The sequence below is a fragment of the uncultured Selenomonas sp. genome, from assembly GCF_963528755.1.
GTDB lineage: Bacteria > Bacillota > Negativicutes > Selenomonadales > Selenomonadaceae > Selenomonas.
Window position 1 is genome coordinate 264,058 of the sequence record NZ_CAURXA010000001.1, and the last position, 26,731, is coordinate 290,788.

Annotated in this window: 23 protein-coding genes and 2 riboswitches; of the genes, 19 read left to right on the top strand and 4 right to left on the bottom strand. The window is 56.3% G+C overall.

The annotated features are described in order from the left end of the window. Window positions 1–13: 13 nt before the first annotated feature. Window positions 14–1,369: a sodium-dependent transporter gene (locus RWS31_RS01315; protein ID WP_314595465.1), complete on the top strand. Its 1,356-nt coding sequence runs from the start codon at window positions 14–16 to the stop codon at window positions 1,367–1,369. A gap of 102 nt (window positions 1,370–1,471) precedes the next feature. On the opposite strand, the gene uraA is transcribed toward RWS31_RS01315, so the two are convergent. Beyond that, a complete protein-coding gene (gene uraA, locus RWS31_RS01320) occupies window positions 1,472–2,731 on the bottom strand; it encodes a uracil permease (RefSeq protein ID WP_314595467.1) in 1,260 nt (419 codons plus the stop codon). Between the two features lie 189 nt (window positions 2,732–2,920). On the opposite strand from uraA, the gene RWS31_RS01325 reads away from it, so the two are divergent. Together RWS31_RS01325 and RWS31_RS01330 are read left to right on the top strand one after the other, a co-directional pair. Then, a complete protein-coding gene (locus RWS31_RS01325; RefSeq protein WP_314595469.1) occupies window positions 2,921–4,579 on the top strand; it encodes a DUF4153 domain-containing protein in 1,659 nt (552 codons plus the stop codon). Window positions 4,580–4,608: 29 nt separating this feature from the next. Then, window positions 4,609–5,967 carry an MATE family efflux transporter gene (locus tag RWS31_RS01330; RefSeq protein ID WP_314595471.1) on the top strand — a complete coding sequence of 453 codons (1,359 nt, stop codon included), beginning with the start codon at window positions 4,609–4,611 and terminating at the stop codon, window positions 5,965–5,967. A gap of 93 nt (window positions 5,968–6,060) precedes the next feature. On the opposite strand, the gene RWS31_RS01335 is transcribed toward RWS31_RS01330, so the two are convergent. Next, the gene (locus RWS31_RS01335; protein ID WP_314595472.1) at window positions 6,061–8,013 is read right to left on the bottom strand and encodes a methyl-accepting chemotaxis protein; all 1,953 of its coding nucleotides are present in this window, start codon (window positions 8,011–8,013) and stop codon (window positions 6,061–6,063) included. Window positions 8,014–8,516: 503 nt separating this feature from the next. Here RWS31_RS01335 and ileS point away from each other — a divergent pair. The 5 genes from ileS (at window position 8,517) to thiC (ending at window position 15,402) form a co-directional block, all read left to right on the top strand. Next, window positions 8,517–11,633 carry an isoleucine--tRNA ligase gene (gene ileS, locus RWS31_RS01340; protein ID WP_314595697.1) on the top strand — a complete coding sequence of 1,039 codons (3,117 nt, stop codon included), beginning with the start codon at window positions 8,517–8,519 and terminating at the stop codon, window positions 11,631–11,633. A 19-nt stretch (window positions 11,634–11,652) separates the two neighbouring features. After that, a complete protein-coding gene (tsaA, locus tag RWS31_RS01345; protein WP_314595474.1) occupies window positions 11,653–12,069 on the top strand; it encodes a tRNA (N6-threonylcarbamoyladenosine(37)-N6)-methyltransferase TrmO in 417 nt (138 codons plus the stop codon). A 52-nt stretch (window positions 12,070–12,121) separates the two neighbouring features. Continuing rightward, window positions 12,122–12,472, top strand: a complete 351-nt coding sequence (locus RWS31_RS01350; RefSeq protein ID WP_314595476.1) for a histidine kinase — start codon at window positions 12,122–12,124, stop codon at window positions 12,470–12,472. Between the two features lie 331 nt (window positions 12,473–12,803). Continuing rightward, window positions 12,804–13,865, top strand: a complete 1,062-nt coding sequence (locus RWS31_RS01355; protein ID WP_314595477.1) for an HD domain-containing phosphohydrolase — start codon at window positions 12,804–12,806, stop codon at window positions 13,863–13,865. A gap of 18 nt (window positions 13,866–13,883) precedes the next feature. Next, a riboswitch (TPP riboswitch) is annotated at window positions 13,884–13,987 on the top strand. Window positions 13,988–14,094: 107 nt separating this feature from the next. Beyond that, window positions 14,095–15,402: a phosphomethylpyrimidine synthase ThiC gene (thiC, locus tag RWS31_RS01360; protein ID WP_314595479.1), complete on the top strand. Its 1,308-nt coding sequence runs from the start codon at window positions 14,095–14,097 to the stop codon at window positions 15,400–15,402. 56 nt (window positions 15,403–15,458) lie between these two features. Here the strand turns inward: thiC and RWS31_RS01365 are convergent, their stop codons facing one another. Then, entirely contained in the window at window positions 15,459–16,490 is a 1,032-nt protein-coding gene (locus RWS31_RS01365) for an AI-2E family transporter (protein WP_314595482.1), read from the bottom strand. Between the two features lie 244 nt (window positions 16,491–16,734). On the opposite strand from RWS31_RS01365, the gene rny reads away from it, so the two are divergent. The 6 genes from rny to RWS31_RS01395 all read left to right on the top strand — a co-directional run bounded on the left by rny (window position 16,735) and on the right by RWS31_RS01395 (window position 22,056). Then, window positions 16,735–18,279 (top strand): ribonuclease Y, encoded by a 1,545-nt coding sequence (rny, locus tag RWS31_RS01370; RefSeq protein WP_314595484.1) that lies wholly within the window; start codon window positions 16,735–16,737, stop codon window positions 18,277–18,279. A 112-nt stretch (window positions 18,280–18,391) separates the two neighbouring features. Beyond that, window positions 18,392–18,922 carry a hypothetical protein gene (locus RWS31_RS01375; protein WP_314595486.1) on the top strand — a complete coding sequence of 177 codons (531 nt, stop codon included), beginning with the start codon at window positions 18,392–18,394 and terminating at the stop codon, window positions 18,920–18,922. A 138-nt stretch (window positions 18,923–19,060) separates the two neighbouring features. Then, window positions 19,061–19,837, top strand: coding sequence for a TIGR00282 family metallophosphoesterase (locus tag RWS31_RS01380; RefSeq protein WP_314595487.1), 777 nt, complete (start codon window positions 19,061–19,063; stop codon window positions 19,835–19,837). Window positions 19,838–20,013: 176 nt separating this feature from the next. Further along, window positions 20,014–20,274, top strand: coding sequence for a stage V sporulation protein S (locus RWS31_RS01385; RefSeq protein ID WP_009646475.1), 261 nt, complete (start codon window positions 20,014–20,016; stop codon window positions 20,272–20,274). Between the two features lie 37 nt (window positions 20,275–20,311). After that, the gene (locus tag RWS31_RS01390) at window positions 20,312–21,142 is read left to right on the top strand and encodes a PHP domain-containing protein (RefSeq protein WP_314595489.1); all 831 of its coding nucleotides are present in this window, start codon (window positions 20,312–20,314) and stop codon (window positions 21,140–21,142) included. Between the two features lie 80 nt (window positions 21,143–21,222). Further along, entirely contained in the window at window positions 21,223–22,056 is an 834-nt protein-coding gene (locus RWS31_RS01395) for an Asp23/Gls24 family envelope stress response protein (protein WP_314595492.1), read from the top strand. Window positions 22,057–22,127: 71 nt separating this feature from the next. Here the strand turns inward: RWS31_RS01395 and RWS31_RS01400 are convergent, their stop codons facing one another. After that, complete coding sequence (locus RWS31_RS01400) at window positions 22,128–22,643, bottom strand: DNA-deoxyinosine glycosylase (protein ID WP_314595494.1); 516 nt, start codon at window positions 22,641–22,643, stop codon at window positions 22,128–22,130. A 379-nt stretch (window positions 22,644–23,022) separates the two neighbouring features. On the opposite strand from RWS31_RS01400, the gene RWS31_RS01405 reads away from it, so the two are divergent. The 5 genes from RWS31_RS01405 (at window position 23,023) to RWS31_RS01425 (ending at window position 26,730) form a co-directional block, all read left to right on the top strand. After that, window positions 23,023–23,421, top strand: a complete 399-nt coding sequence (locus RWS31_RS01405) for a hypothetical protein (protein WP_294176843.1) — start codon at window positions 23,023–23,025, stop codon at window positions 23,419–23,421. A gap of 148 nt (window positions 23,422–23,569) precedes the next feature. Continuing rightward, a riboswitch (cobalamin riboswitch) is annotated at window positions 23,570–23,747 on the top strand. A 179-nt stretch (window positions 23,748–23,926) separates the two neighbouring features. Then, entirely contained in the window at window positions 23,927–24,910 is a 984-nt protein-coding gene (locus tag RWS31_RS01410) for an ABC transporter substrate-binding protein (protein WP_314595496.1), read from the top strand. 36 nt (window positions 24,911–24,946) lie between these two features. Then, on the top strand, window positions 24,947–25,585 hold the full coding sequence (locus RWS31_RS01415) for a MotA/TolQ/ExbB proton channel family protein (RefSeq protein ID WP_314595497.1): 639 nt from the start codon (window positions 24,947–24,949) through the stop codon (window positions 25,583–25,585). Then, entirely contained in the window at window positions 25,582–25,995 is a 414-nt protein-coding gene (locus RWS31_RS01420) for a biopolymer transporter ExbD (RefSeq protein WP_009646437.1), read from the top strand. Before RWS31_RS01415 ends, RWS31_RS01420 begins: the two co-directional genes overlap by 4 nt. 3 nt (window positions 25,996–25,998) lie before the next feature. Next, window positions 25,999–26,730, top strand: coding sequence for a TonB family protein (locus RWS31_RS01425; RefSeq protein ID WP_314595499.1), 732 nt, complete (start codon window positions 25,999–26,001; stop codon window positions 26,728–26,730). The last annotated feature ends 1 nt before the right edge of the window (window position 26,731 follow it).

Consider the following 26,731-nt stretch of genomic DNA (forward strand, 5'->3'; position numbering starts at 1 on the left):
GGAGGTTTGATTCATGGCGCGAGAAACGCTCAAGAGCCGCTTCGGCTTCATTCTCCTCAGTGCCGGTTGTGCGATCGGCATCGGTAATGTCTGGAAGTTCCCTTATCTTGTCGGGCAGAACGGAGGCGGGGCGTTCGTTCTTATCTATCTTTTCTTCCTCATCGTGCTCGGCATCCCTGTCATGACGATGGAATTTTCTCTTGGCCGCGCGGCAAGGCGCAGTCCCGTGCGCATGTACCAGAGACTGACGCCCGAAAAATGGGGCTGGCATTGGCATGGCTACGCATGCTGGTTTGGCTGCATCATGCTCATGATGTTCTATACGACGGTCGCGGGCTGGATGCTGCTCTACTTCTATCAGACAGCGTGCGGCACGTTTGCGGGACTTTCTCCGAAGGAGATCGGCGCGGCCTTTGGCTCAATGCTCGGCGATCCTATCTTGCAGGTCGTGCCGATGGTGATCGTCGTCATCAGCGGCTTCCTCATCTGCTCGCATGGCTTGCAGTCGGGGTTGGAGCGCGTGACGAAGGGCATGATGGTGCTCCTGCTCCTCATCATGGTCGTGCTTGCCGTGAACAGCATTTTTCTCGACGGCGCGTCTGAGGGCATCTCCTTCTACCTGCGCCCTGACATTGCGAAGATGGAGGAGATCGGCTTTACGAACGTTATCGTCGCGGCGATGAATCAGGCGTTCTTTACGCTGAGCCTCGGTATCGGTGCGATGGCGATCTTCGGCAGTTACATCGCGAAGGATCACGCGCTTCTCGGCGAGTCGGTCAACGTCGCCATCCTTGATACGCTTGTTGCCATTACGTCGGGACTCATCATTATCCCCGCGTGCTTCGCTTACGGCGTCGAGCCGGACAGCGGGCCGGGACTCATCTTCATCACATTGCCGAACATCTTCAATCACATGGCGGGCGGCATCCTCTGGGGCAGTCTCTTTTTCCTTTTCATGACGTTTGCGGCTTTTTCGACGGTGCTCGCTGTCTTTGAAAACATCATGGCCTGCACGATGGATCTGACGGGGTGGAGCCGCAAGAAGACGGGACTCGTGAACTGTGCGGCAATCCTTGTGCTTTCTTTGCCCTGCGCCTTGGGATTCAACCTCCTCGCGGGCATTCACCCGATGGGCGGCGAGAGCAGCTTCCTTGACATCGAGGATTTCATCGTGAGCAACATCCTCTTGCCCGGTGGGTCGCTCATCTTTGTGCTCTACACGATGCATCGTTTCGGCTGGGGCTGGCAGAAGTTCTACGAAGAGGCGAATACGGGAAGCGGCTGGAAACTTCCTCGATGGGCGCGCGGCTATTTCGCCTACGTCCTGCCCCTTGTCGTCGGCGCGATTCTCGTGCTGGGATTGATGTGAGCTGCATGCACAAATTTCTGTGAATGCTTATGCACTCTTGTGAAAGCGAAAGAAAGAACCCGACGCACGGCAAACGTCGGGTTCTTTTCTTTCAGTATGTGCCTATTCGCTTGCTGCGCTTTTTTCGCGGCGCAGCCGAAAGATGAGGCGGAAGGACAGCGAGAGGATGATGGCGATGACGGTCGCGAGCGACATGCCCCTGAGCGTCACCGTGCCGAGTGTGAGGCTTGCCGTCGATACGCCGACGCCCATGACAATAGAGGTTAGCAGGAGATTCGTGGGTTTGCCATAGTCTACCTTGGATTCGACGAGGATGCGGATGCCCGAGGCGGCGATGACGCCGAAGAGCAGCATGGAGACGCCGCCCATGACGGGCGTCGGGATGCTCTGGATGAGTGCGGCGAGCTTGCCGAGGCATGAGAGCGCGACGGCGAAGACGGCGGCACCGCCGATGACCCATGTCGAATAGACCTTCGTGATGGCGAGGACGCCAATGTTTTCGCCGTACGTCGTGTTCGGCGTCGAGCCGAAGAAGCCCGAGAAGATCGTCGATATGCCGTTACCGAGAAGCGAGCGGTCGAGTCCCGGATCCTTCGTGAGGTTGCGGCCGACGATGTTGTTCGTCACGATGAGGTGGCCGATGTGCTCGACGATGACGACGATGGAAGCCGGCAGGAGTATGAGGATCGCGCCCGGCTCGAATTTTGGCGTGTAAATGGTCGGGATGGCGAACCAAGGGGCGCTTTCGACGGTAGAGAGGTCGACGATGCCCGCTGCATAGGCGATGACGTAACCCGAAACGACGCCGATGAGGATGGGGATGATGGCGAGGAAGCCGCGAAACGCGATGGAGGCGAAGATCGTGACGGCGAGCGTGGCGATAGAGACGAAGACGACGGTTGGATCCGCCTCGGCATCGGTCAGACCTGCCATCTTCGCTGCCGTCGGCATGAGCTCAAGTCCGATGACGGCGACGATCGCGCCCATAGAGGCGGGCGGGAAGATCACGTCGATCCAGCCCGTGCCGATGGCATGGATGATGAAGCTCACGAGGCAGAAGACGACGCCTACGACGATGAAGCCGCCGAGCGCCGCCTCGTAGCTGTAGTCGGCGAGCACGAGGAATACGGGCGAGAGAAAGGCGAAGCTTGAGCCGAGATAGGCGGGGATCTTGCCCTTGCAGAGGATCAGATAGAAGAGCGTGCCGATGCCGTTGAAGAGCAGCACGGTCGCAGGGTTGACATGAAAGAGGATCGGCACGAGCACCGTCGAGCCGAACATCGCGAAGAGGTGCTGCAGGGAGAGCGGAATCGTCTGGAGGAGCGGCAGTCGCTCCTCGGGGGCAATGGTTCTTTGTGTCATGGCAATGCTCCTTTGGAAGATAGTTATACCAAAGAAGAATTTAGCACAGAATGAGCGCTTTGTCTAATGGATTATTTGACGATGCGGATGCTTTTGGAATCCAAGTATAATGTGTGTGCAGCAGGAAAGAATGAAACGGAAGGCGAATAGGCAAAGAAGGGATAGGGCGGTGATGATGGAGGTGCAGGTATGGGCGTAAAGGACATGGGCCAGAGGCTCTGCCGGTCGGTGCAGGGCGGCTATCAGCGTTTTCGTACGGCGATGATTCTTGACATCGTGCTGTTCTTTTGTGTGGGTGTGCTTACGTACCGCCATGTGTATGAGATGCAAGATTGGTATACGGAGGAGATTGGCTGCGCGGCGGCGGCGGCGGCGATCGGCTGCATCTTCGCTGTCGCCCTGCGGTTATTCTTGGAGAGGCGCGGACAGGAGCGGCATGGCTTCGAGGCGCTGCTGACGGTTGTCGTATTTGTGTTTTTCTTCATTCTTGTGCAGGGACATGATTGGACGGATCCCTATATTCTGCTCAAGACGGCAGGGCCGGCGCTTGTTTTTGCTTCTGTCGGTCTTTACTGCCTTGAACCGCAGAACGAAGGCGAGGAGCCGGCACTTGTCGTGTTTTTCGCAGTCTCTAAGGCATGGCTTGTCGGCACTCTTTTGATCGTGTCTCTCAATACATGCTTGACGGCATTCGATTCACTGCTTTTTTCTTTGGAAAGCAGATTGCATACGACGCTGTATTTTCTCATTGCAGAGTTTTCTTTCCTTTTTATCGGGATACAGGTCTTTCTCGCGAGCTTGCCTGAGCGGGGGAAAAACATGGAGACACCCGCGCTCTTTCGTGCTCTCCTCATGCGCGTGCTTTGGCCCGTCTATTTGATCCTGCTCGCGATTCTCTATCTCTATGTGGCAAAGATCATCTATGTTTGGGCGATACCCGTCGGCATGATGAATTGGTTTGCCTCGTTGGCTCTTCTAGCCTTCAGCGTGTTTTTCTTCTGCTTTGCGAATGATGCGCGCTATTCGCTGCTGCAGCGTTTCCTGCGATGGGGTCTTTTACTCTTTCTGCCGATTCTTGCGGTGCAGGCTGCCGCTGTTTGGCAGCGAGTCGAGCCGTACGGCCTGACGGTGCTGCGCTATACGTCGATCCACTGCACGATTTTTGGTATCTTTTTGCTCGTGCTTGCTTTCCTGCGCCGCTCGCCGCGTCCTGCGCTTCTTGTCTTGGCATTTATGATTGCCGCATTCACTCTGACGCCGCTCAATATCGTCGATGTGCCGCTTCGCACGCAGGAAGCGCGCCTTTGGGGCGTGCTTGAGGAAAACGGCATGCTGCAGGATGGCGAAGTCGTGGAGAATCCTGCGCTTGCTGAGGGGGCGCGTGACAGGCTCTTGAGCGCTTCGGAGTATCTGACCGATCAGAAGAAGACATCGTTTCTCGAAACGCCGGGCATGCGTGAGACGCTTGCGAAACTGCGTGGGATGCAGAAGAGGGGAAAAACTACCGAATGGTTCGAGTTCCAAGCGGAAAATCCTGTCTGCATTCCTGTAGATGGTTGGAAGGAAGCTTATCGGATTGATAATCCGGCCGTGGAGGATGGCGTGATTTTTGTGGATAAGGGCGACGGAACAAAGGAACGATTCGATGTTTCTGTGTATCTTGAGGAGCTTTTGGCATACGCGCACAAGGAGGATGCGAGAGGAACGGGAAAATTCACGCGGGAGCTTAGAATAGATATAGATGAAAACACTTGCCTTTGGCTGTATGATGTCGGCTTGTCCGTCCGCAATCATAAGGGCAGAGAGGATATAACGGCGCAGATCAAGGGTGTGCTTTTGAAGCGATAGGCTGCGACAAGGGAAAGAAGGAAGTTTTTTTGCTGGGGATTCATCGAAAAGAAATCAATATGCTTGAAGGTTCGCTGTGGGATAAGATCATCGTCTTTGCCTTGCCCATCGCTTTAACGGGCATTTTGGAGCAGATGTTCAATGCGGCGGACGTCGCGGTGCTCGGGCGCTTCGTCGGGACGGAGGCGATGGCGGCAGTCGGCAACAACGTGCCCATTGTCGGACTCATTGTGACGCTCTTCCTCGGACTTTCGCTCGGCGCCAATGTCGTCATTGCGCAGTATATCGGCGCACGTCACCTCAAGGAGGCGAGCCGTGCTGTCCATACGGCTCTTGCACTTTCGATCCTTGCAGGCATAGGCGTGGCCTTGCTGGGCGAGCTTTTCGCTGCGCCATTGCTTTCCTTGCTTGACGTGCCTGATGCCGTCATGCCGCTGGCGGAGCTTTACTTGCGCGTATTTCTTATGGGAATGCCCTTTATGAGCGTCTATAATTTTGCATCGGCGATCCTCCGAAGTCATGGCGATACGGGCACGCCGCTCATTGCGCTTCTGGCGGCGAGCGCTCTCAACGTCGTCCTTGACTTGGGCTTCGTGCTCGTCCTGGGGTTGGGCGCTGACGGCGTGGCGTGGGGCACGGTGCTCTCGTATCTCGTGGCAGCTTCCCTGCTCATCCGCGCCTTGCGCCGTGAAGAGGGCGTCCTGCGGCTCGACTTCCGGCTCCTGCGCGTGCGCCGTCACCATGCGAAGCGCATCTTCGTCATCGGTATGCCTGCTGCCGTGCAGGGTATGGTCTTTTGCTTTGCGAACCTCGTCATTCAGGCGGCTTTGAACAGTCTCGGCGCGGAGGTCATGGCGGCGTCTGCGGCGGCATTCACGATCGAGATCAACATGTACTGCGTGATCGCGGCCTTTCAGCAGGCGTGCACGACGTTTGTCAGCCAGAACTACGGTGCGGGAAATCTGCCGCGCTGCCGCGAGGTCACGCGTTGGAGCCTTCGTCTGAACATCATCGCCATGCTCGTTCTCGGCGCACTCATCCTTCTCTTCATGCGCCCGCTGCTGCGCATCTTTAACGGCGATCCTGCCGTCGTCGAGATCGGCGTCATACGCATCGTCTATGTTGTCGTACCCGAGATTTTTGCCGTATTCATCGACATTTTCTCCGGCTCGATGCGTGGCTATGGCTACTCTCTGATGCCGGCTGTCGTCACGCTCGTCTGTATCTGCGGCGTGCGCCTCTCGTGGGTCTGGCTCGTCTTCCCGCATTGTCCGACGTTCGAGACGCTCATGGTCATCTATCCGATCAGCTGGGCGGTGACGTCGCTGTGCATCTATTTTTTGTATCGTTTCTACTTGAAGCATCTGAAGGTGATGCGCCTGACATAGAGAAAGAAAACATGATTCCTTGCACAAAAAAACTCGGTCGAAGGCGAAATTCGACCGAGTTTTTTCGCGTTTTTCGTTTTGTCGGAAACAACGTCAGACGTGGAAGCGACCGACGGTCTCCTTCAGCTCGTGGGCGAGCTGCGACAGCGTCTGGCTCGCAGCGGCGATTTCCTGCGTTGATGCGGCCTGCTCCTCAGAGACAGCAGAGACGTTCTCGGCCTCCTTGCGCACATCGTTCGAGGCGTTCTTGATTTCCTGTACGGAGGAGACGGTCTGTGCACTGCCCTGGCGCACGCGCTGCGCCAACGTCTCGATGCTCGTGACGCGCTCGGATAGTTCTTGTACGAGTTCGGCGATTCGGTCAAATTTCTTGCCCGCTTCATTAACTTGCGTGACGCCCTCGCCGACGCGCTCCTTTTGCTGCTGCATGATGGAGAAGGTGCGCTCGATCTGAGAAGAGTTTTCCGTGATGAGCGTCGTGATTTGCTGCGCTGCTGTTTCCGACTGCTCGGCGAGCTTTCGCACCTCTTCAGCGACGACGGCGAAACCCTTGCCCGATTCGCCGGCGCGTGCAGCTTCGATGGCGGCATTCAAGGCGAGGAGGTTCGTCTGGCTGGCAATCTGGGTGATCATCTCGACGATCTCGGATATGCGCTTTGAGCCTTCATAGAGAGAGTTGACAGCATCGGCAACCTCTTTCGTGCTGCCGTTGATGGTCTCCATGCCCTCGACGGCGACATGAAGGCCGCTCTGGCCTTCCGTCGTAGCCTTGTGCGTCTCGGCGGCGGAGGCGGCAACATCGTGAATGACATTGACGACCTTGCCCATTTCATCGGACATTGTGTTAACAGAGTCGATGGAGCGGTCGACGATGTCATTTTGCTGCTGTGCGCTCTGGGCGATGTGGGTTACAGCTTCCGCCGCGCTCTGCGAAGCGTTGGCGGACTGGCCTGCCGATGAGGTCAATTCTTCGGAGGATACGGCGAGCTGATCGGCGGCCTTGAGGGAGCGCTGCACGAGGTCGTGCAGGTTTCTGGACATCTTGGCAAAGCTTTGATGGAGCCGGCCAATTTCATCTTGACGATCCGTGTCGTTGAATTTATGCGACAAATTACCCTCTGCCACTTGCTCGGCAATCTTGCCGAGTTCCGTGATCGGCGTTGCAATCGAGCGTGTGATGTAAAGGATGATGGCGATGAGCATGGCGATCGAAAGGAGGATGACGACGGCGACGATCGCGCCCATCTTCATGATCGGAGCGAGGATTTCCGACTTCGGCACCTCGAGCACGAGCACCCAGCCCGTATCGCCGACCGGAGCGGAAGCGAAGAGCATCGTCGTGCCGTCCTCGCTCCATGAGGCGATGGTCGGTTTGCCTTTGAAGAAGGCTTTGATCGCGTCAGCGTGGTCCTTCTGATCGAGAATCGTGTCGTCGATTGTCTTCGACTTGTGCGAGATGAAGTTGCCGTCCTCGTTGAGGAGGAAGGCGCCGCCCGTTTCTCCGACCTTGATGGCGGAGACGAAATCTTTCACGGCCTCGAGCGATAGGTCGAAGCCCGCGACGCCTGCGACCTGACCGTTTTGGCGAAACGCCGAGCTGAAGCTCACGACGGGCTTGTGATCGGTCTTGGTCAGGTAGATCTTCGAGATCATGACGTCCTGAGAGCCTGCTGCATCCTTGTACCAGGCGCGTCCCGTCGCATCGAAGGTGGGATCCGATGTCTTGTCCGCGCCGTCGATGAAGGGCTGGTTTGGAAAGCCGATGAAGAAATCCCCGATGCCGTTCTTGTTGGCAAAATAGTTCGCCGTCGTCTGCATGTCCTCGTGTGAGGGAAGCTTCGCATCCCAAGCGCGCGTCACTGCGGCGAGCATTTCTTTCTTGCCGATTAGCTTGCCGTTGATGTCGCTCGCGTGATGGGTTGCCATTTCTGTCATTTCCTGCTCCATGGAATCCATGAGGATCTCATAGACGATGCCAGCCATGACGATGAAGACCAAGAGGACAGGCGTGCCAATCAGGGCGATCATCCTTGTTTTCAAATTCATGATAGTGACTCCTTTCTTTTCCTTTGCGGTGTCTTGGATATCGGGAAAGGGGTCATCTTTCGCTCGAAATTCCAAGTGTTCATGGCAGAAATGTCATGATGAATACGATGAAACATAAGAAAATTGACTCGTATTCGCTTATATTCTTATTACGAGATTAAACTCTATTTTCCTGCCGACGATATATAAAATATGAGAAATCTCCCATAGAAAGAATTTGCTGGGGTTTTTGGCAAAAAGAAGGAGTAAAATTACCATCAAGTCGATAAGTCAAGTCGAAAGCCCAGACGGATGGCTTGGGTTTCTATACGACCAGCCACAATGTTCTTAAAGCAGACATTTGTGTGCATAGCTTTCTTGGAAGATTACACTTGGCTTTTTTATTGTTTTGCGTTATCATTAGGGTTGGAAAAAGGATATGAAATGCTGAAAGAAAGCTGGCAGGAAAGTACGCCTTCATCCTGTTTCGGGATGGAGGCTTTTTTATAGGAGGGAAAATCTTGCTGTACAAGAAGGTAGACACGACGTTGAATTTTGTTGAGCGCGAGAAGGAGGTTGAAGAATTCTGGAAATCGCACGACATCGCACAGAAGGCGATTGACCAGCGCGCAGGCAAGGAGAACTTCACGTTCTATGATGGGCCGCCGACGGCGAACGGCAAGCCGCACATCGGTCATGTGCTGACGCGCGTCATCAAGGATATGCTGCCGCGCTACCAGTCGATGAAGGGAAAGCGCGTCCTTAGAAAGGCGGGCTGGGACACGCACGGCCTGCCTGTAGAGCTTGAGGTGGAGAAGGCGCTCGGACTCGACGGCAAGGATCAGATCGAGAAATACGGCATGGAGCCGTTCATCAAGAAGTGCCGCGAATCCGTCTGGAAGTACAAGGGCATGTGGGAAGAGTTCTCTGACGTCGTCGGCTTCTGGGCTGATATGGAGCATCCGTACATCACCTATGAGAACGATTTTATCGAGTCGGAGTGGTGGGCCTTGAAGGAGATTTGGAAGCGCGGACTGCTCTACAAGGGCTACAAGGTCGTGCCGTACTGCCCGCGCTGCGGCACGCCGCTTTCTTCGCACGAGGTCGCGCAGGGCTACAAGGACGTCAAAGAGCGCTCCGCCATGGTCAAGTTCAAGGCGAAGGGGGAGGACGCGTACTTCCTCGCCTGGACGACGACGCCGTGGACACTGCCATCGAACCTCGGTCTCTGCGTCAATCCCGACGTGACTTATGTGAAGCTGCGCGTCGGCGATACGGTCTACTATCTCGCGGAAGCGCTTGTCGATGCGGTCTTCGAGGGCGTCGAGGGCGAGCGCGAGGTTCTCGCGCGTATGAAGGGCAAGGAGCTTGAGCATCGTGACTATGAGCCGCTCTATCCGTATGCGCAAGGAAAAATCAAGAAGAAGGCGTTCTTCGTTATATGCGACGACTATGTCACGACGTCCGACGGCACGGGCATCGTTCATACGGCGCCGGCGTTCGGCGAGGACGACAACCGCGTGTGCCGCAAGTACGACATGCCTTTCGTGCAGTTCGTTGATGCAAAGGGCGAGATGACGGCGGACACAGACTGGCCGGGCGTCTTCGTCAAGGACGCCGATCCGCTGATCTTGCAGGACTTGAAAGAGAAGGGCCTTCTCTTCAAGGCGCCCGTTTTCGAGCATAGCTATCCGCATTGCTGGCGCTGCGACACGCCGCTCGTCTACTACGCACGCGAGTCGTGGTTCATCAAGATGACGGCGGTGCGCGACGAACTGATTGCGAACAATGACACGGTCAACTGGATTCCCGAGAGCATCGGCAAGGGACGCTTCGGCGACTGGCTTGAGCATGTGCAGGACTGGGGCATCAGCCGCAACCGCTACTGGGGCACGCCGCTCAACATATGGGAGTGCGGCTGCGGACACCAGCATTCGATCGGCTCGATCGAAGAACTGAAGTCCTTGTCAGACAACTGCCCGGAGGAGCTTGAACTGCATCGTCCCTACGTCGACGCCGTGACGATCCGCTGCTCCGAGTGCGGCGAGGAGATGCACCGCGTGCCCGAGGTCATCGACTGTTGGTTCGATTCCGGCTCGATGCCCTTTGCACAGTGGCATTACCCGTTCGAGAACAAGGAGATTTTCGAGCGCCGCTTTCCGGCGGACTTTATCTCCGAGGCGGTCGATCAGACGCGCGGCTGGTTCTATTCGCTCATCGCCATCTCGACGCTGCTCTTTCACAAGGCGCCGTATAAGAACGTCATCGTCCTCGGTCATGTGCAGGACGAGAACGGCCGCAAGATGTCGAAGTCGAAAGGCAACGCCGTCGATCCGATGGATGCGCTGAGGAAACACGGTGCGGATGCGATTCGCTGGTACTTCTATGAGAACAGCGCACCGTGGCTGCCGAACCGCTACCACGACGGCGCCGTGCAGGAAGGGCAGCGAAAGTTCATGGGCACGCTGTGGAACACCTATGCCTTCTATGTGCTCTATGCCAATATCGACAATTTCAATCCGCTCGATCATGTGCTCGACTACGAGAAACTCGCCGTCATGGACAAGTGGATTCTGTCGCGCCTCAACACGATGGTCAAGGCAGTCGACGAAAATCTCGCCGCTTACAAGGTCACGGAAGCGGCGAAGTCCTTGCAGAGCTTCGTCGATGAACTGAGCAACTGGTATGTGCGCCGCAGCCGCGAGCGCTTCTGGGCGAAGGGCGAGGGCGAGGACAAGGTCAATGCCTACATGACGCTCTACACAGCGCTCGTGACGACGGCGAAGGCTGCCGCTCCGATGATTCCTTTCATGACAGAGGCTATTTATCAGAACATCGTCTGCAGTATCGACAAGGAGGCGCCCGAGAGCATCCATCTTTGCGATTTTCCTGCCGTGCATGAAGAGTATATTGACGCGTCGCTGGAAGACAACATGGAGATCGTCCTTGAGATCGTGGTCTTGGGGCGTGCGGCGCGAAACGCTGCGAACATCAAGAATCGTCAGCCCATCGGCAGGATGTTCGTCAAGGCGGCGCATGCGCTCGGCGACTTCTTCCGCGAGATCGTCGAGAGTGAGCTGAATGTCAAGGAAGTCATCTTCAAGGATGACATGGAAGAGTTCCTGAGCTACAGCTTCAAACCGCAGTTCAAGGTCTTGGGGCCGAAGGTTGGCAAGAGGATCGGCGAGGTCAAGGTGGCTCTTTCAAAGGTCAATGGGCACGAGGCAAAGGACGAGCTTGACCGCACGGGCAAGCTGAAGCTCGCGCTCCCCTCGGGTGAAGTCACACTGGAGGCCGAAGACGTCGAGGTGTCGATGGCGCAGACCGAAGGCTTTGTCACAGAGCGCTACGGCGCAGTCACGATCGCCCTGGAGACAACCTTGAGCCCTGCGCTCATCGAGGAGGGCTTCGTGCGTGAGATCGTCAGCAAGGTGCAGACGATGCGCAAGGAGAACGGCTTCGAGGTCACCGACCACATCAAGATCACGGCGGGCGGCAACGAGAAGATCGCAGCACTCATGGCGAAGAACGAGGAGTACATCAAGCGCATCACGCTCGCCGACACAATCTCCTATGAAAAGGAGTTAGAGGGCAAGGCGTGGAACATCAACGGCGAGAAACTGACACTCAAGGTTGAGTGAATCGAGGTAAGGAAGCCGGATGGAATTGCAGCGCATCGGCGTGGTGCATAGTCCCTACAAGAGTTTGCAGCAGATACCGCGCCAGGGATTTTTCAGCGAGGAGGAATCTGTCATCGAGATTGACGAAGCGTATGCGCCGGCTTTGGCGCATGTCGAGGAGAGCGAATGGCTCACGGTGCTCTACTGGGCGCACCTCGCCGAGCGCGATCACCTCGTGGTGACGCCGCCGAGCGGCACGCGTTCCTGCGGCGTCTTCGCATGCCGTTCGCCGCATCGTCCGAATCCTCTGTCGCTCTGCGCCGTGAAACTTCTGCGGCGCGAGGGAAGGCGGCTTTTCGTGCGCCATCTCGATGCCTTGGACGGCAGCGTTGTCATCGACATCAAGCCGTATGTCGATGCGGTTGGACTGGTAAGCGACAAAAGCGGCGGCATTTGATTTGACCGCGCAGAATGGTTGATTGGAAACGTTGGCGAAAGGAGGACGCTCCTTGAAAGAAGAAGCGTGCAGGGCGGCGGGCATCGACTATGCGAAGGGTTTGGAGCGTTTCATGGGAAACGAGGCGCTTTACCTTGAATTCCTGTCGAAGTTCCTCTATGACGGCTCTTTTCAGGAATTCTGGGCAGGTGTCGAAATGGGTGACATCTCCATGGCGGAGAAGGCCATCGATACGTTGAAAGGGACGGCAGCGAATCTCAGTCTCGTCAAACTCTCGACGTTGGCGGATGCGATCGGCAAAGAGCTTCGCTCGGGCAAGGAGGTGGAGGAAATCCGGCCTTTGATTTACGAGGTGCGTGAAATCCACGAAAAGGTGTGCGACGCGATTCGGCAGAATGGGTAGAAAGTCGGTTCTTACAAAAAGGAAAGAATTTCCCAGTACGATAAAGGATTTCCGACTTTTGTAGAGAATTAAGCATAGAGAAAGTATTCGGATGGATTCCGAATCGATTCATGTACGGAAGAAACGCGACTATGGGAATCACGGATAAATTCAGCTGTCCATCTTCACACATCTGTGCTGTCCTCTCGTCGTCGACAAATCCTCAACGTAGCTGTTGCTACGCCTGCGGTTTGTCTTCTAGACAGAACGAGCACATCTGTGCAAATCTGGACGACTTCATTTTATCAGCGCTTCCCATGATATATGCCGTTTCCCAAAGGAGGAGTTTACTTTGAAAGCCGTATCCATCGAGGATCTGCATCCTGGAATGACCTTGGCGCGCACCATCGTCAACGACAACATGATCGTTGTGCTCTCGGAGAACACTGTTTTGACGAAGGCGCATATCACGCGTTTGGGATTCTTGAATATACCGGCCGTCTATGTCAAAGATGATTTTGAACTGACGACGACGCCTGTCGTCGGCGAGCCGTTGACGCGCAGCCATGCTTTCGTCGCCGAATACAAGGAAGTCGTCTCCGAAGCGCAGGACATCTTCAGATCTGTCGCCAAGGACAACGAGGTGCCTGTCGAGCGCACGACGGCGATGGTGCAGCGAGATCTCGCGCCCATGTCGAAGCAGAGCGGCGCTATTGACTATTTGTATGAACTTAACCACCTCGCGAGCGACGTCTACAACCATTCGTTGCGCGTTTCCATCCTCGCAGGCGTCATCGCCAAGTGGATGCGCATTCCTCAGAAGAAGACGCATGACATCATCATGGCGGGTTTCATGCACGATATCGGCAAGACGAAGTTTACGGAGCGCCTCTTGGAAAAGAACATCCAGACGCTCAAGGGCGAAGATCTCGAAGCATACCGCAATCATGCGCGTGATGGTTTCAATATCCTCAGTGCTAATAAGGACGTGTCCGAAGGCGTGCGGCTCGCCGCGCTGCAGCATCACGAGCGCATGGACGGCTCGGGCTTCCCGTCGGGACTCACGGGCAAGGACATCCATGAGTATGCACGCATCATCGCCGTCGCAGACATCTACGACAATATCACGACGGAGCGCGAAGGCTATGTGAAGCAGACGCCGTTCAGCGCCATCGCGCAGATTTCCGAGGACATGTTCAGCAAGCTCGATCCTGCTGTCTGCATGCCGTTCCTCAACAACATCAAGCACGTGTTCCTCGGCTCGACCGTCACCTTGAGCAACGGTCTCCAAGGCATCCTCGTCGGCTATCCCGAGGACTTCGCGGCACATCCGCTCATTCGCATCACACAGGATCAGGTCGTCGATTTGAACGAGCACAAGAATATCAAGATTATCGAGTACAATCCGAAATAAGAAAAAATAAGTAGAATATGAATCCACTGGGGGAGCATTTGCTGAGAGGCTTGCGTATGACGGGGCCGACCCTTGGAACCTGTTGGGGTAATACCTGCGTAGGGAAGTGGTGGTTTTCCGGGAATCTTGAGGGAGCTGCCGCACTTTGCGGGCAGCTCCTTTTTGCTGTTGCTCTGCTGTGGATTCGCCGAGAGAAAATAGTTTTGTGCAATTTGCAAGGAGGAATATTATGGCAACTCAGATGCAGCATGCAAGAGAGGGCAAGATCACCGACGCCATGCGGCAGGTGGCGGAGGCGGAGCAGCTGACGGCGGAGACGATTCGCGAGCGTGTGGCAAGGGGATCGGTCGCTATCTGCGCCAACGTCAATCACGCGGGATTGAAGCCGGCGGGCGTCGGCGAGGGACTGCGCACGAAGGTCAATGCGAACATTGGTACATCGAGCACGTTCCCTGACATTGAGCCAGAACTGGAAAAGCTCGATGAAGCCGTGCGTTCGGGAGCGGACGCCGTCATGGATCTCTCGACGGGCGACAATATCGACGAGTCGAGGCGGCGCATCATTGCTCATTCGCCTGTTATGGTCGGCACGGTGCCGCTCTACGAGGCGACGGTCACGGCGATCAAGCGACACGGCGCCGTGGTCGAGATGACGGCGGATGACATCCTGCAGACGATTGAGCGACAGGCGAAGGATGGAGCAGACTTTATGACACTGCATTGCGGTCTGACGCTTGAGGCCGTGCACAATTTGCGCGAAGAGGGGCGTGTCATGGACGTCGTGAGCCGAGGTGGCTCCTTCATTACGGGTTGGATGCTCCACAATGAGAAGGAAAATCCTCTCTACGCGCACTTCGATGATATTCTCGATATTTGCGAGAAGTACGATTCGACGATCAGCCTGGGCGATGGTCTGCGTCCCGGCTGCCTTGCCGATGCGACGGATCGTGCACAGATTACGGAACTCGTGAATCTCGGCGCACTCGTCGACCGCGCGTGGAAGCGCGGCGTCCAGGTCATGGTGGAAGGGCCGGGGCACATGCCGTTCGACCAGATTGCAGCGAACATGAAGCTCGAAAAGAGGCTGTGCCACAATGCGCCGTTCTACGTTCTTGGCCCCTTGGTGACGGACGTCGCGCCGGGCTATGACCACATCACGGCGGCGATCGGCGGCACGCTCGCCGCCGTGAGCGGCGCTGACTTTCTCTGCTATGTGACTCCCGCCGAGCACCTTTGCCTACCGACGTTGGAGGACGTACACGACGGCGTGATAGCAAGCCGCATTGCCGCGCACGCAGCCGACATCGTCAAGGGCATACCAGGTGCAGCGGAGTGGGATCGGAAGATGGCGGAGGCGCGAAAGACGCTCGACTGGGAGGCGCAGCTCGCGCTCGCCATTGATCCGGCGCGTGCGCGGGCACGTCGCGAGGCGAGAAACGACGCGGGCGAAGGGGCCTGTTCCATGTGCGGTGACTACTGCGCGGTGGAGATCATCCAGAAGTATTTCGACAAGCCGACCGGAGGCTGCTGCGACTGAGGATAGGAAAAGAGCCTGCCGCATTTCGCGGCAGGCTCTTTTCCTATATAGTGGAATTACGCCAGTTCTTCTTCACGATGTTTTCCCAATTCCTGCTGATCGCGATAGATGTCGGCGATTACGAGCTTTACGATGACGATGAAGGGGACGGCAAGGAACATGCCAGCGGGTCCGAGGATCTCACCGCCGAAGATGACGCCTAGGATGATGGCGACCGGGTGGAGATTTAGGGATTTGCCGATAAGAAGAGGGTAGACAAAATTGTGGTTGATCTGCGTGAGCACGATGTAAAATAGGACGGTCTGCAGCACGAGGGTGCTCGACTCGGTAGCGGTCAAAAAGACACCGAACGCCGAGGCGGCAGTCGGGCCGAGTACGGGGACGAATTCGCCCGCCCCGGAAAGGAACGCGAAGACAGAGGCGTAGGGAAGCCCAGTGAATTCAAAGTAGAGGAAGACGACCGTGCCCGTGATGGCGCACATGACAATTTGGCTGAAGATATAGACGCGCAATGCTCGAAGGATGTCATTGAAGAGATTCAGCACGCGTTTTTTTGAGGCTTGCGGGAAGAGTCCTGCAAGCCAGATTTTTATGCTCTTGCCGTCCTTAAGAAGATAGAAGGTCACGAAGATGATGATGACGAACGCCATGAATTTTCCGAAGATTTCCAAGAGGAAGGACAGCGAGGATTTCAGCAGATCTGTGCTCAGGCTGCGAAGATTGGCTAGAACGTCGCCGAGTTCACTGCGCAGAAACTCGGACTCTGACACGAAAGGAATGTTCTGCAGGCTCAGCGTGATGGTTGGCAAGTCGGCGACAAAGTTTCGGAAGGTAGGAACGAAGGAGAGCGAGAGCAGGACGATCATTCCTGTGAGAAGTGCGATGAAGGCGATGACGACAAGGCCAGCCGCAAGTGTGCGCGGCACCCTCTTGCGCTGCAGAAAATCGACGGGCGGCTGCAGGAGAAGCTGCAGGAGGAGCGAGAGGAAGATGATGAAGGCGAGATCGGGGAAAAACCAGAAGGCAGAGAGCAGGAGCGTAAAGGTGATACCTAGGATGATGGATGTGCGGTAGTTTGCCAGATGCATGGGAAAGCCTCCTTTTCCATTTATATATTATAGAGAATGGGGAAATTTCCTGCATGAAGGGATGGGACGGGAATTTTTTTGTCGTCGCTCCCTAGGTCTTTAGGGGGGCTTTGGAGGATAATTCTTGACAGGTCATGGGAAACAGCATACAATAGGAAAGTATAGTTTTTAGCCACATACGAAAAACATATCATAGAAGGAAGAGTCGAAGAAGAGTTTTGGCGAATCCTGAACGACTTAGGAGGTGTTAGTTATCATTGAGATAGTTTTGGCGGTCATCCTCTCGTTGGTCGCCGGCGTGGGCGGCGGTTATCTGCTGCGCAAGAGAGCTGCGGAGGCGCAGATCGGCTCTGCCGAAGATGAGGCGAGACGGATCGTTGCCGAGGCGGAGGCCAAGGGCGAGTCCAAAAAGAAAGAGGCTTTGCTTGAGGCGAAGGAGGATATTCATCGGCTCCGCCAGGAGCTTGATCGCGATACAAAGGAGCGGCGCAGTGAGCTGCAGCGGCAGGAACGCCGCATCGTGCAGAAGGAAGAGAATCTCGACCGCAAGCTCGATTCCTTGGAGAAGAAGGAAGAGGTCCTCTTGAGCAAGGAAGCGAAGATCGACCGCACGCGCGCGTCCATCAATGAGCTTCGCGACAAGCAGAAGGAAGAGTTAGAGCGCATTTCGAGCCTGACGGCGGAGGAAGCGCGCACGATGCTCCTGACGGAGGCAGAAGAAGAGCTCAAGCACGAGAAGGCTCTGATGATCAAGGATTACGAGCAGCAGGCGAAGGATGAGGCGGACAAGCGTGCGCGCGACATCGTCTCGCTCGCCATCCAGCGCTGTGCTGCCGATCAGGTGGCGGAAACGACAGTTTCTGTCGTCTCGCTGCCGAACGATGAGATGAAGGGTCGCATCATCGGACGTGAGGGGCGCAACATTCGCACGCTTGAGACGTTGACGGGCATCGACTTCATCATTGACGATACGCCCGAGGCTGTCATCCTTTCGGGTTTCGACCCGGTGCGCCGCGAAGTGGCTCGCATCGCACTGGAGAAGCTTGTGACAGATGGGCGCATCCATCCGGCGCGCATCGAGGAGATGGTCGAGAAGGCGAAGCGCGAGGTTGACCAGCGCATCAAGGAAGCGGGCGAGCAAGCGACGTTCGAGACGGGCGTACATGGGCTTCATCCCGAGCTTGTGAAGCTCTTGGGGCGTCTGCGCTATCGCACGAGCTACGGACAGAACGTGCTCAACCACTCGATCGAGGTCGCTCATCTCGCTGGTGTCATGGCATCGGAGATCGGTGCTGACGTGATGCTCGCAAAGCGCAGCGGCCTGCTGCACGATGTGGGCAAGGCGGTTGATCACGAGGTCGAGGGATCGCATGTGACGATCGGTGCCGATCTTGCAAAGAAGTACCGCGAGCATAAGGACGTGATCAATGCCATCAGCGCGCATCACGGCGATGTGGAGCCGACGACGGTCGAAGCTGTGCTCGTCGCGGCGGCGGACGCCGTGTCGGCGGCAAGACCGGGCGCGCGTCGGGAGAGTCTGGAAGCGTATCTGAAGCGCCTGACACGTCTCGAAGAGATTGCCGAGTCGTTCGACGGCGTCGACAGTTGCTTTGCCATCCAGGCGGGGCGCGAAGTGCGCGTGATGGTCAAGCCCGAGAAGGTCGACGATACGGCATCGGTCGCGCTCGCGCACGACATAGTGAAGAAGATCGAGTCGGAGCTTGAATATCCGGGTCAGATCAAGGCGACGATCATTCGTGAAACGCGCGTTGTTGATTACGCCAAATAGTTGTATAATAGGGGTGTTGGGAGGATGCTTCTCAGCACCCTTGGTTTTTAGAAAGCGCGGTGCACAGCGCAAGGCGTACCGCGAGTATTCTGGCTGTGATTAGGGAAACGAGGTGTTTGCTTTGGGCAGATTCATGACAAGTGCGAAGAAGCCGAATAAGGATGGGATTAATCTATTGGTGTCCATTCTCATCTGTTATCCGGAGATCGGCATGGTGAGCTATGAGCCGGAGAAGGAGGCTCTGTACTTCTCTTTCACCCTGACGAAGGTTCCTCCTCGGCAGGAATTCGAGGAGACGGCGGCCTTTCTTGAAGAGAGCATTCTCACATACCACGACCTTGAAGGATTGATTCCAGGGGAGATTGATTTTTCCCTCGAAGGACAGGGCAATACGGCGTTCTTTCGCGTCCTGCGCGATGTCCGCACGCTTTCTCGCGGCGAGATCGCCCTTCTGGCAGACCTTATGTACGAACGCTTCGGCGACGCACTCGTTTCCGATGATACGCGCGATGCCTACGAGGAGGATAACTTCCTGCGCGAGGAGGCGATTGACCACATCATTGGCAGCCTCAAGGGCAGTCGCATGTCTGACCGCATGATCGGCATCCGTGAGGAAGGCCGCGTCATGGTGTTCAATAAGTAAACCGTCCGGCAAAAGAAAATATGACGCAAGCGGCAGGAGTGCCGCTTGTCGTTTGTTGAAGGCGCGTGAGTACGAGAACGTGTCCACAAGATTCGTGCCCGTGGTGAAGATCTCGGGCGCACGAGAGGTGGTTATGTTTTGAGAGTCATGCTGGTTGGAGATGTTTGCGGCAGAGCGGGCAGAGAGGCGTTTGATCGCTTCACGCCGGGAATCCGCAAGGAAAAGGCGGTGGACATCGTCATCGTCAACGGGGAAAATTCTGCGGGAGGCAAGGGGTTTACGCGCAAGTCGCTCGATGCGCTCTATCATGGAGGCGCCGACATCGTGACGTCGGGCAATCATGTCTGGGACAAGAAGGACGTTTTGGAGTTCATCGACGACGAGCCTTTTCTCATTCGCCCCGCCAATTACCCGGACGGAGCGCCGGGGAAAGGCTATTGCATCTATCCTCATCGCGCGAAGAACATCGCCGTCATCAATATGTCCGGCCGCGTCTTCATGCCCGACATGGATTGTCCGTTTCAAAAGATCGAGGGAATCCTGCGCGAGATTCGTGAAGAGGCGGATGTCATCTTCCTCGATTTCCATGCGGAGGCGACTTCGGAGAAGGCTGCTATGGGCTGGTATCTCGACGGACGCGTCAATGCCGTCGTCGGCACGCATACGCATGTGCAGACGGCGGATGAACGTCTTCTGCCGGGGGGGACCGCCTATATCACGGATCTCGGCATGACGGGGCCTTGGGACTCGGTGCTCGGCGTGCGCATCGACCGCGTGTTGGAGAAGTTTACGACGTGCCGTCCCGTGCGCTTTGAGGTGGCGGAAGGTCCAGTCGTCTACAGTGCCGTGATCGTCGAAGTGGACGATGCGACGAATCGGACGCTCTCCATCGAGCGCATCATGAAAAAAGGCTAGAAAAGCGCGGATAAAATGAAGATGGGCGACTGAATTTATCCGTGCTTCCTTGGAGCAGGATTTTTCTTTTTTGTATAGAATACATGGAAAGATAAGTTGCATGGTTCTTCTGATAATGAATGAAAAATCTGAATCGGCAGAAAGACACTGCAGGATTTTTGGGAGGGAAGACGATCATGGAAGTCTTGAAGGTTTCAGCGAGGTCGAATCCGAACGCCGTTGCGGGGGCTTTGGCCGGAGTCATTCGGGAATCAGGTGCGGCCGAGATGCAGGCGGTTGGCGCAGGCGCCCTGAATCAGGCTGTCAAGGCAATCGCCATTGCGCGCGGCTTTGTCGCGCCGCATGGCATCGATCTTGTCTGCGTTCCTGCTTTCGCCGATATCGAGATCGACGGCGAGGAGCGCACGGCGATCAAGCTCATCGTGGAGCCTCGTTGAGAGCTTTGCATGGGTTCAGCAAGGGAGTGAGGTTCCAGTGTCCAGCGATCTGCATACGCATACGTCATATTCCGACGGAAAGATGACGCCCGAGGAACTTGTGGCGGCGGCAAAGGAAGCGGGGCTTCGCTACGTCGCGATCACGGATCATGATACCGTGGATGGCGTTACGCATCTTTATGAGGAAGGGCTTTTGCCTGCGAAGGGCATCGGCATCATACCGGGCATTGAGTTCAGCGCCCATCATGAAAAGCGGGAGATCCATATCCTCGGCTACAATGTCGACATCTATCGCCGCGATCTCCTGGACCGTCTGAACGATGTGGGAGAGGCGCGTTGGAGTCGCTTTGCTGAGATGGTGGAGAAACTGCAGGAACTTGGCTACGGCATTACGGAAACGGATGTGCTGAAGATAGCAGGTACGAGCAAATCTATCAGTCGCTCACACATCGGACGGGCGCTCGTGCAAAAGGGTTTTTTCACCAGTGTGCGCGAGGCGTTCGATGCCGTGCTTTCCAAAGGTCGCCCTGCTTATGTCTCACACTATCGCTTAGAGCCAGAAGAAATCGTCGCTCTGATCAAGGATGCGGGCGGTACGCCCGTCCTCGCTCATCCGAAGCTTGTCGGCGACGATGCGCTCGTCGAGCATGTGCTCGACCTCGGCATTGAGGGCATCGAAGCGTTTTATCCGCAGCACGATACGGTCGATACACAGCGCTATCTTGGTATGGCGGAGCGTCGCCATCTGCTCGTGACGGGCGGATCAGACTTCCACGGCTTTGCTTCGCGCTATCCGCAGGAACTCGGCATCTTCACGGTGGAGGATTCGTTCGCGGAGAAGCTGTATAAGCCGAGAATGAACCTTTAAGGAGGCTGGATTCCTTTTTGCAAGGATTTCGCAGGAAATTCCCCTCGCTGTAGTTTCTTAAAGAAGCAGGAGAGAAAGATATGGACGTCATAGCATTCGTAGGTCCGAGCGGCACAGGCAAAAGCCACCGCGCCTTGCTCGTGGCGCATCAGCATCAGGCGGACGCCATCATTGATGATGGCATTCTGATCAAGGACGGCAAGATTGTCGCCGGCTCTTCCGCCAAGATGGAGAAAAGCAAGATCATGGCAGTGCGCCGCGCCATCTTCGTCCTGCCTGGACATGCGGAAGAGGTGCGTTCTGCTATCGCCGAGTGCAGGCCGCATCGCATCCTCATCCTTGGGACTTCCGAGAACATGGTCTATAAGATCGCGCGTATACTGAAGCTGCCGACGATCGAACAGATTATCCACATTGAAGACATCGCGACGCAGCGTGAGATGCAGAAAGCACGGGACAGCCGACTGAAGCAGGGCAAGCACATCATACCCGTTCCGACGATCGAGCTGAAGCCTCATGCTTCGGGCTTCCTCATCGATCCCATCCAGTCCTTTTTCCGCCGCAACCGCACGCGCCGCCGCAAACTCGGCGAGAAGTCCATCGTGCGCCCAGTATTCAGCTATTACGGCAAGCTCATTATTGACGATCTGGCAATCCGCGAGATGGTCGTGCGCATCGTATGTGAGAAGGAATACATCTCGAAGGTCGGTTCTGTGCGTGTGCGCCACGTCTGGAAGGGCGATGAGGATCGCGGCCTTGAGATTTCCTGTTCCGTCGTGCTGACCTATGGCAGCCATATTCCGACACTCATCAAGGAGACGCAGCAGCGCGTGAGAGCGAAGGTCGAATACATGACGGGACTTTTCGTGCGCGAGGTCGACATCATGGTGCAGGCGCTTTATATCGAGGCGTAAGCTGTACGTGCAGATGTTCACTTTGTGTACGTCGTGCGCCGCCCTCTCATCGAAAAGAAAGGGCGCTTCCCTTACTCTTCAAGGGGAAGCGCCTTTTTCCATGCCTTTGCGAGGTCGTCGAAGCGCCAGCGCGCGTTGGCAGCACTCGTCGAGGGCAGTGCATGAAAAGTGAGATCGTCGCGTTTCAGAAGCGACTTGTTGGCACGGCGAAAAGTATCGGCGGATTTACCGCCGTTGAGGCAGAAGGTGGAGAGGCGCGGATAATGCGCGAGGAGCGCGCTGAAGTCGTTGGGCTTTGCCGCGCGAATCGCTGAGTCCAAGCTGCCTTCACGTTCGCATGAGGCGATGGAGTCCCAAAGCGCGATATGGTGGCGGAGCAGCATCTGGAGCCGTGCCGCATAGTCTTGCGGCGGCTCATCGCCCTCCAACAGATACGCCATGAGCCGCCAGAAGCGATTCTGCGGATAGGCATAGTATTGCTGCGCTCTGAGCGACGCCGCGCCCGGCATCGAGCCGAGAATGATATGCGTGCAGTTTGCGTCGATGCTCGGAGGAAAGCCGACGCAGGTGAAGGGAGAATGGGGCATGAGCAGGACTCCTTTGCAGCGGAATTTGACGAATCTGCCTTTACGTCGTATAATAGGCGTAGAAAAGGTGCTACTGGTAACGGTCAGCCCCGCTAGAGAAATTTGGGTTAAGAAAGCCCGCCTCTTCCGGCAAAGACTAGGCGGGTTTTCTTATGCTTTCAGAACGATAAGGATGAAAAGCGTTACCAAGAGCAACGCAATCAAATCATTAATCGTCATAAGCAACGCCCCCTTTCGAGGGCTAAGAATCGACCGCCACCGTTGTAGTAGCACCGTCTATATTATAGCACACATCCAATCTTCATGGGAAGATTCCCGAAAAGGAAGCGCCTTAAGGAGTTCTCCGATTCTTTCGATACAGAAAACGGAGGTGTTTTCTATGAGTATGATCGGGAAGATTGGCGGGCATGGCTTCGCATCTGCTGCAGGTGCGGCATACAAGAAGCCCGAGGCGGCAAAGGACGCTTTTTCCGCCATCCTGCGTCAGATGGAAACGGGCGGCGGCGCACCGCGCGGCGAGAATTCCAGCGACAAGAACGAGGAAGAAACGACGACCGTGACGAAGGTGATGGCGGACGGTTCCGTGCTCGTCACCGTCTATCGTGGGACGGAAATCATTTCGGAGAACAAGACGAAGGCGACGACTGCCGAGAAAGATCCGACGGTCATCAGCACGAGGACAGAGCACATTGGGGGTGCGAAAGAAGCCGAGCTGAATGGTCGAACTGGTGCTGCGAGCGGAGCGAGCGCAGCGATGCTTCTGCAGTCGTTGGGCTGAGCATAGCTTTCATAGGAGACGAAGGGAAGGGGCTGCCTTTTGGCAGCCCCTTGTCGTTCTTCTTAAAGTGCATTGACAAGCCGAGAGTTTTGCGGTAGCATAGGGTCTGAATTAAGTCTATTTATAATTTCATAAGTTACAGCGGAGAAAATCACGCTGTGGAGCAGGTACCCGCAAGGGTCTAAGAGAAAATCCGGTTATGCCGGAGCGGTCCCGCCACTGTGAGGGGAGCGAAGCTGCAAGGATGTCACTGGGGCATTGCCCTGGGAAGGCGCAGCCGAGCGATGAACCGAGCCAGGAGAACTGCCTGCTTGACGATCACCGTTTGACCTGCGAGCGATGGGAAGGGGATTCTTCTTTGCATCCGTGCGCCTTTGCGCCGCTGCATAAGGGAGCTTTTCTCTTCGAGGGGGAAAGGCTCTTTTTTATGGATGATTTTCCTCGCAGAAAGTTGGATTTTACCGCTATGGAAGCTCTGTCGCAGGCGGTGGGAGGAGGAAAGGGTTTGAAGAAAAGTTTCTTTGTTCTAGTCCTAGTCGTCGTCTGCTTGCTGCTGACGGCGTGCCGTACAGTGCCGGAGACGGCGCAGGGCGGCGCGGGAAGCTATACAGTTACGGACAGCCAAGGGACGGTCATCACCGTGCCGGCAAAGCCACATCGCATCGTCACGCTTTCGATGAGCACGGACGAGGTCATGCTCGGTCTCGTGCCGCCCGAAGATATGGCGGCGGTAAACGGCCTCCTCGACGATCCCGTAAGCTCGAATGTTGTCGATCTTGCGAAGAAGGTGGAAAAGCGCGTCGGTAATCCGACAGTGGAAGAACTCGTCGCGCTCTCGCCCGATCTCGTCATCGTGCCTGACTGGGGCGACCTCGCCATCGTGCCGTCGCTTCGTGAAGCGGGGCTTACCGTCGTCGTCTGCAAGGGCGCGAGGAATCTCGCCGAGATCAAGGAGACGATTGTGCTTCTCGCACAGGCGGCAGGCGTGCCCGAGCGCGGGGAAAAGCTCCTTGCGATGATGGACGAGCATCTCAAAGGCATAGAGAAGAAGGTCAGCGCCATCCCAGAGAGCGAGCGCAAGACCGTCGTCTTGATTTCCCTAATGTCGGGCTATGGCGGCATCGGCTCCAGCTTTGACGACGCCTGCCGCTATGCGGGCGTGAAGAACGGCAGGTCGGCGCTCGGCATCCGCGACGGGCAGGTCATGACGAAGGAGCAGCTCGTCGAGATCAATCCCGACATCCTCTTCGTGCCGACGTACAACGACCATGGGAAATTTGACGTCGACAAGTTCCGCAAGGAATACTTCGACGATCCGTCCCTGCAGACGGTCAAGGCCATCCGCGAACATCGCCTCGAAGAGCCGACGGAAGCTTACATCTACAACTGTTCGCAGGACTTCGTGCTCGGCGTGCAGGAAATCGCCTATCGCGCATACGGGGATGCCTTCGCCCAAGGGCGTGAAGAGCATCTCTCGGCGGTGGAATAGAAGAGTACTTTTATGTAATTTCAGGAGGATTTTTTCATGGACGCAATTATGACAGGCATAGAGTTTTTCCACAAGGGCGGCTCCATCATGTATGTGCTGCTCCTTTGTTCGATCTTCGTCGTGACGATCGGCATTGAGCGTGCGATGTACTTTTCGCGCATGGACACGGGACGCGCCTTTGCGCGGGAGTTTTATCAGTGCATGGCTAACGATGATTTTGCGGGGGCGAGGAAACTTGCCGAAGATCATCGCGGCGCACTCGCCAACATCCTTTTCGGGGCGATGAAGCTCGTAAAGAAGGATTCATCTCGCGTCTCCTCTTACATGGAGATTCAGTCGGGCATCGCGCTGTCGAAGCTTAGGAAACGGCTCTATTATTTGAGCGTCATCGTGACGATGGCGCCGCTTCTGGGACTTCTCGGCACGATCAGCGGCATGATCTCGGCATTTTCCGTGTTCAATCTTCAGTCGGGGCAGGCGACGGCGATCACGGGCGGCGTCGGAGAGGCCCTGATCGCGACCGCCATGGGGCTTTGTGTCGCCATCATCGCCCTTGCCGTGCATGCGTACTTCACGCAGCGCATCGAAAGCATCGTGACGGACATGGAGCAGTGCTTCTCGCTCGTCGAGGGTGCGAAGGACGCGCTTTCTTCCTATGAGGGGGCAGCGCGATGAGGCTCAGGGACAGGAAGGGTTTCGACAAGCCCGAGATCATTATTATCCCGATGATCGACATCATGTTCTTCCTTCTCGTCTTCTTCATGCTCAGCACGCTCTACATGGTGAATCTCAAGACGGTCGACGTCAATATGCCGAAGGCGGCAAATGTAGAAACGCAGATGCGCGTGACTTATGTCGTCACGATGAAAAAGGACGGCAGCCTTTTCCTTGAGGATCAGCCCATCGCGGAAAAGACGCTTCTTGAGCGCGCCAAGGCGGAGAATGCGAGGAACGGCAACTTCTCCCTCGTGCTGCGCGCCGACCAGGATATCGACTATGGCATGGTCTATGCACTTCTCGACAAGTTTAAGGGCGCGGGCATCACGCGCTTCGGCCTTGCCGGTGAAAGCGCAGGGGGCAAGTGACGAATGGAGAATACGAGGGATAAATACAAGGCTCTCCTCGCGTCTCTCGGTGTGCATCTCATCATCTTCCTCATTGCGGCAGTTGCCGGGGTCTTTTCCGTGGCGACGATGAAAGAGAAGAGCGATAACGTCGAGGTCGTCATTTACGACGAGGTGCAGGATGAGGGAAGTGAAGGCGGCGGCTCGCCGCCGCAGGTGGAAGCGACTCCGGCCGTCGACGAGGTTGTGATACCCGACAAGACTTTACCTCCCATCGAGCAGAAACCTCCCGAGGAGTCGGACAAGCCGAGTCAGAAGCGAGAAGCACATGCGGGCAATCCCCTGGGACAAGGCGGTGAAGGGAAAGGCGTCGGCACGGGAGTCGGCGATGGCAAAGGACCGGGCACGGGCGGCAAGGGTACGGGAGTCAGTCAGTCTGAGCCGCCGCCTCCGCCTCCGCCGCCACCCCCACCACCTCCGCCGCCGCCCAAGGAGCGCATTGAGGCGAGCCTTCGCTCGGAAGCGCGCCCTGACTATCCGCCTGACCTCATTGAGGAAGACGTCGAGGGCAGCGTCACGATCAAGATCTTCGTTGCGTCCGATGGCTCGATCGAAGATGTCGCCGTCATCTCGTCCTCGGGCTACGCCGCGATGGACAGTGCGGCAGTGGCTGCAGGCTACCGCTTCACCTTCAACCCCGGCGACGGCGGTGCACGCGGCGTCTGGACGAAGACGTTCCACTTCCGCTTGAACTGAA

Bases quoted from the DNA above. Each gene is read 5' to 3' on its own strand.
- RWS31_RS01315 (WP_314595465.1), top strand. From the start codon at position 14: ATGGCGCGAGAAACGCTCAAGAGCCGCTTCGGCTTCATTCTCCTCAGT.
- uraA (WP_314595467.1), bottom strand. From the start codon at position 2,731: ATGACACAAAGAACCATTGCCCCCGAGGAGCGACTGCCGCTCCTCCAG.
- RWS31_RS01325 (WP_314595469.1), top strand. From the start codon at position 2,921: ATGGGCGTAAAGGACATGGGCCAGAGGCTCTGCCGGTCGGTGCAGGGC.
- RWS31_RS01335 (WP_314595472.1), bottom strand. From the start codon at position 8,013: ATGAATTTGAAAACAAGGATGATCGCCCTGATTGGCACGCCTGTCCTC.
- tsaA (WP_314595474.1), top strand. From the start codon at position 11,653: ATGGAATTGCAGCGCATCGGCGTGGTGCATAGTCCCTACAAGAGTTTG.
- thiC (WP_314595479.1), top strand. From the start codon at position 14,095: ATGGCAACTCAGATGCAGCATGCAAGAGAGGGCAAGATCACCGACGCC.
- RWS31_RS01365 (WP_314595482.1), bottom strand. From the start codon at position 16,490: ATGCATCTGGCAAACTACCGCACATCCATCATCCTAGGTATCACCTTT.
- RWS31_RS01385 (WP_009646475.1), top strand. From the start codon at position 20,014: ATGGAAGTCTTGAAGGTTTCAGCGAGGTCGAATCCGAACGCCGTTGCG.
- RWS31_RS01395 (WP_314595492.1), top strand. From the start codon at position 21,223: ATGGACGTCATAGCATTCGTAGGTCCGAGCGGCACAGGCAAAAGCCAC.
- RWS31_RS01400 (WP_314595494.1), bottom strand. From the start codon at position 22,643: ATGCCCCATTCTCCCTTCACCTGCGTCGGCTTTCCTCCGAGCATCGAC.
- RWS31_RS01405 (WP_294176843.1), top strand. From the start codon at position 23,023: ATGAGTATGATCGGGAAGATTGGCGGGCATGGCTTCGCATCTGCTGCA.
- RWS31_RS01415 (WP_314595497.1), top strand. From the start codon at position 24,947: ATGGACGCAATTATGACAGGCATAGAGTTTTTCCACAAGGGCGGCTCC.
- RWS31_RS01420 (WP_009646437.1), top strand. From the start codon at position 25,582: ATGAGGCTCAGGGACAGGAAGGGTTTCGACAAGCCCGAGATCATTATT.
- RWS31_RS01425 (WP_314595499.1), top strand. From the start codon at position 25,999: ATGGAGAATACGAGGGATAAATACAAGGCTCTCCTCGCGTCTCTCGGT.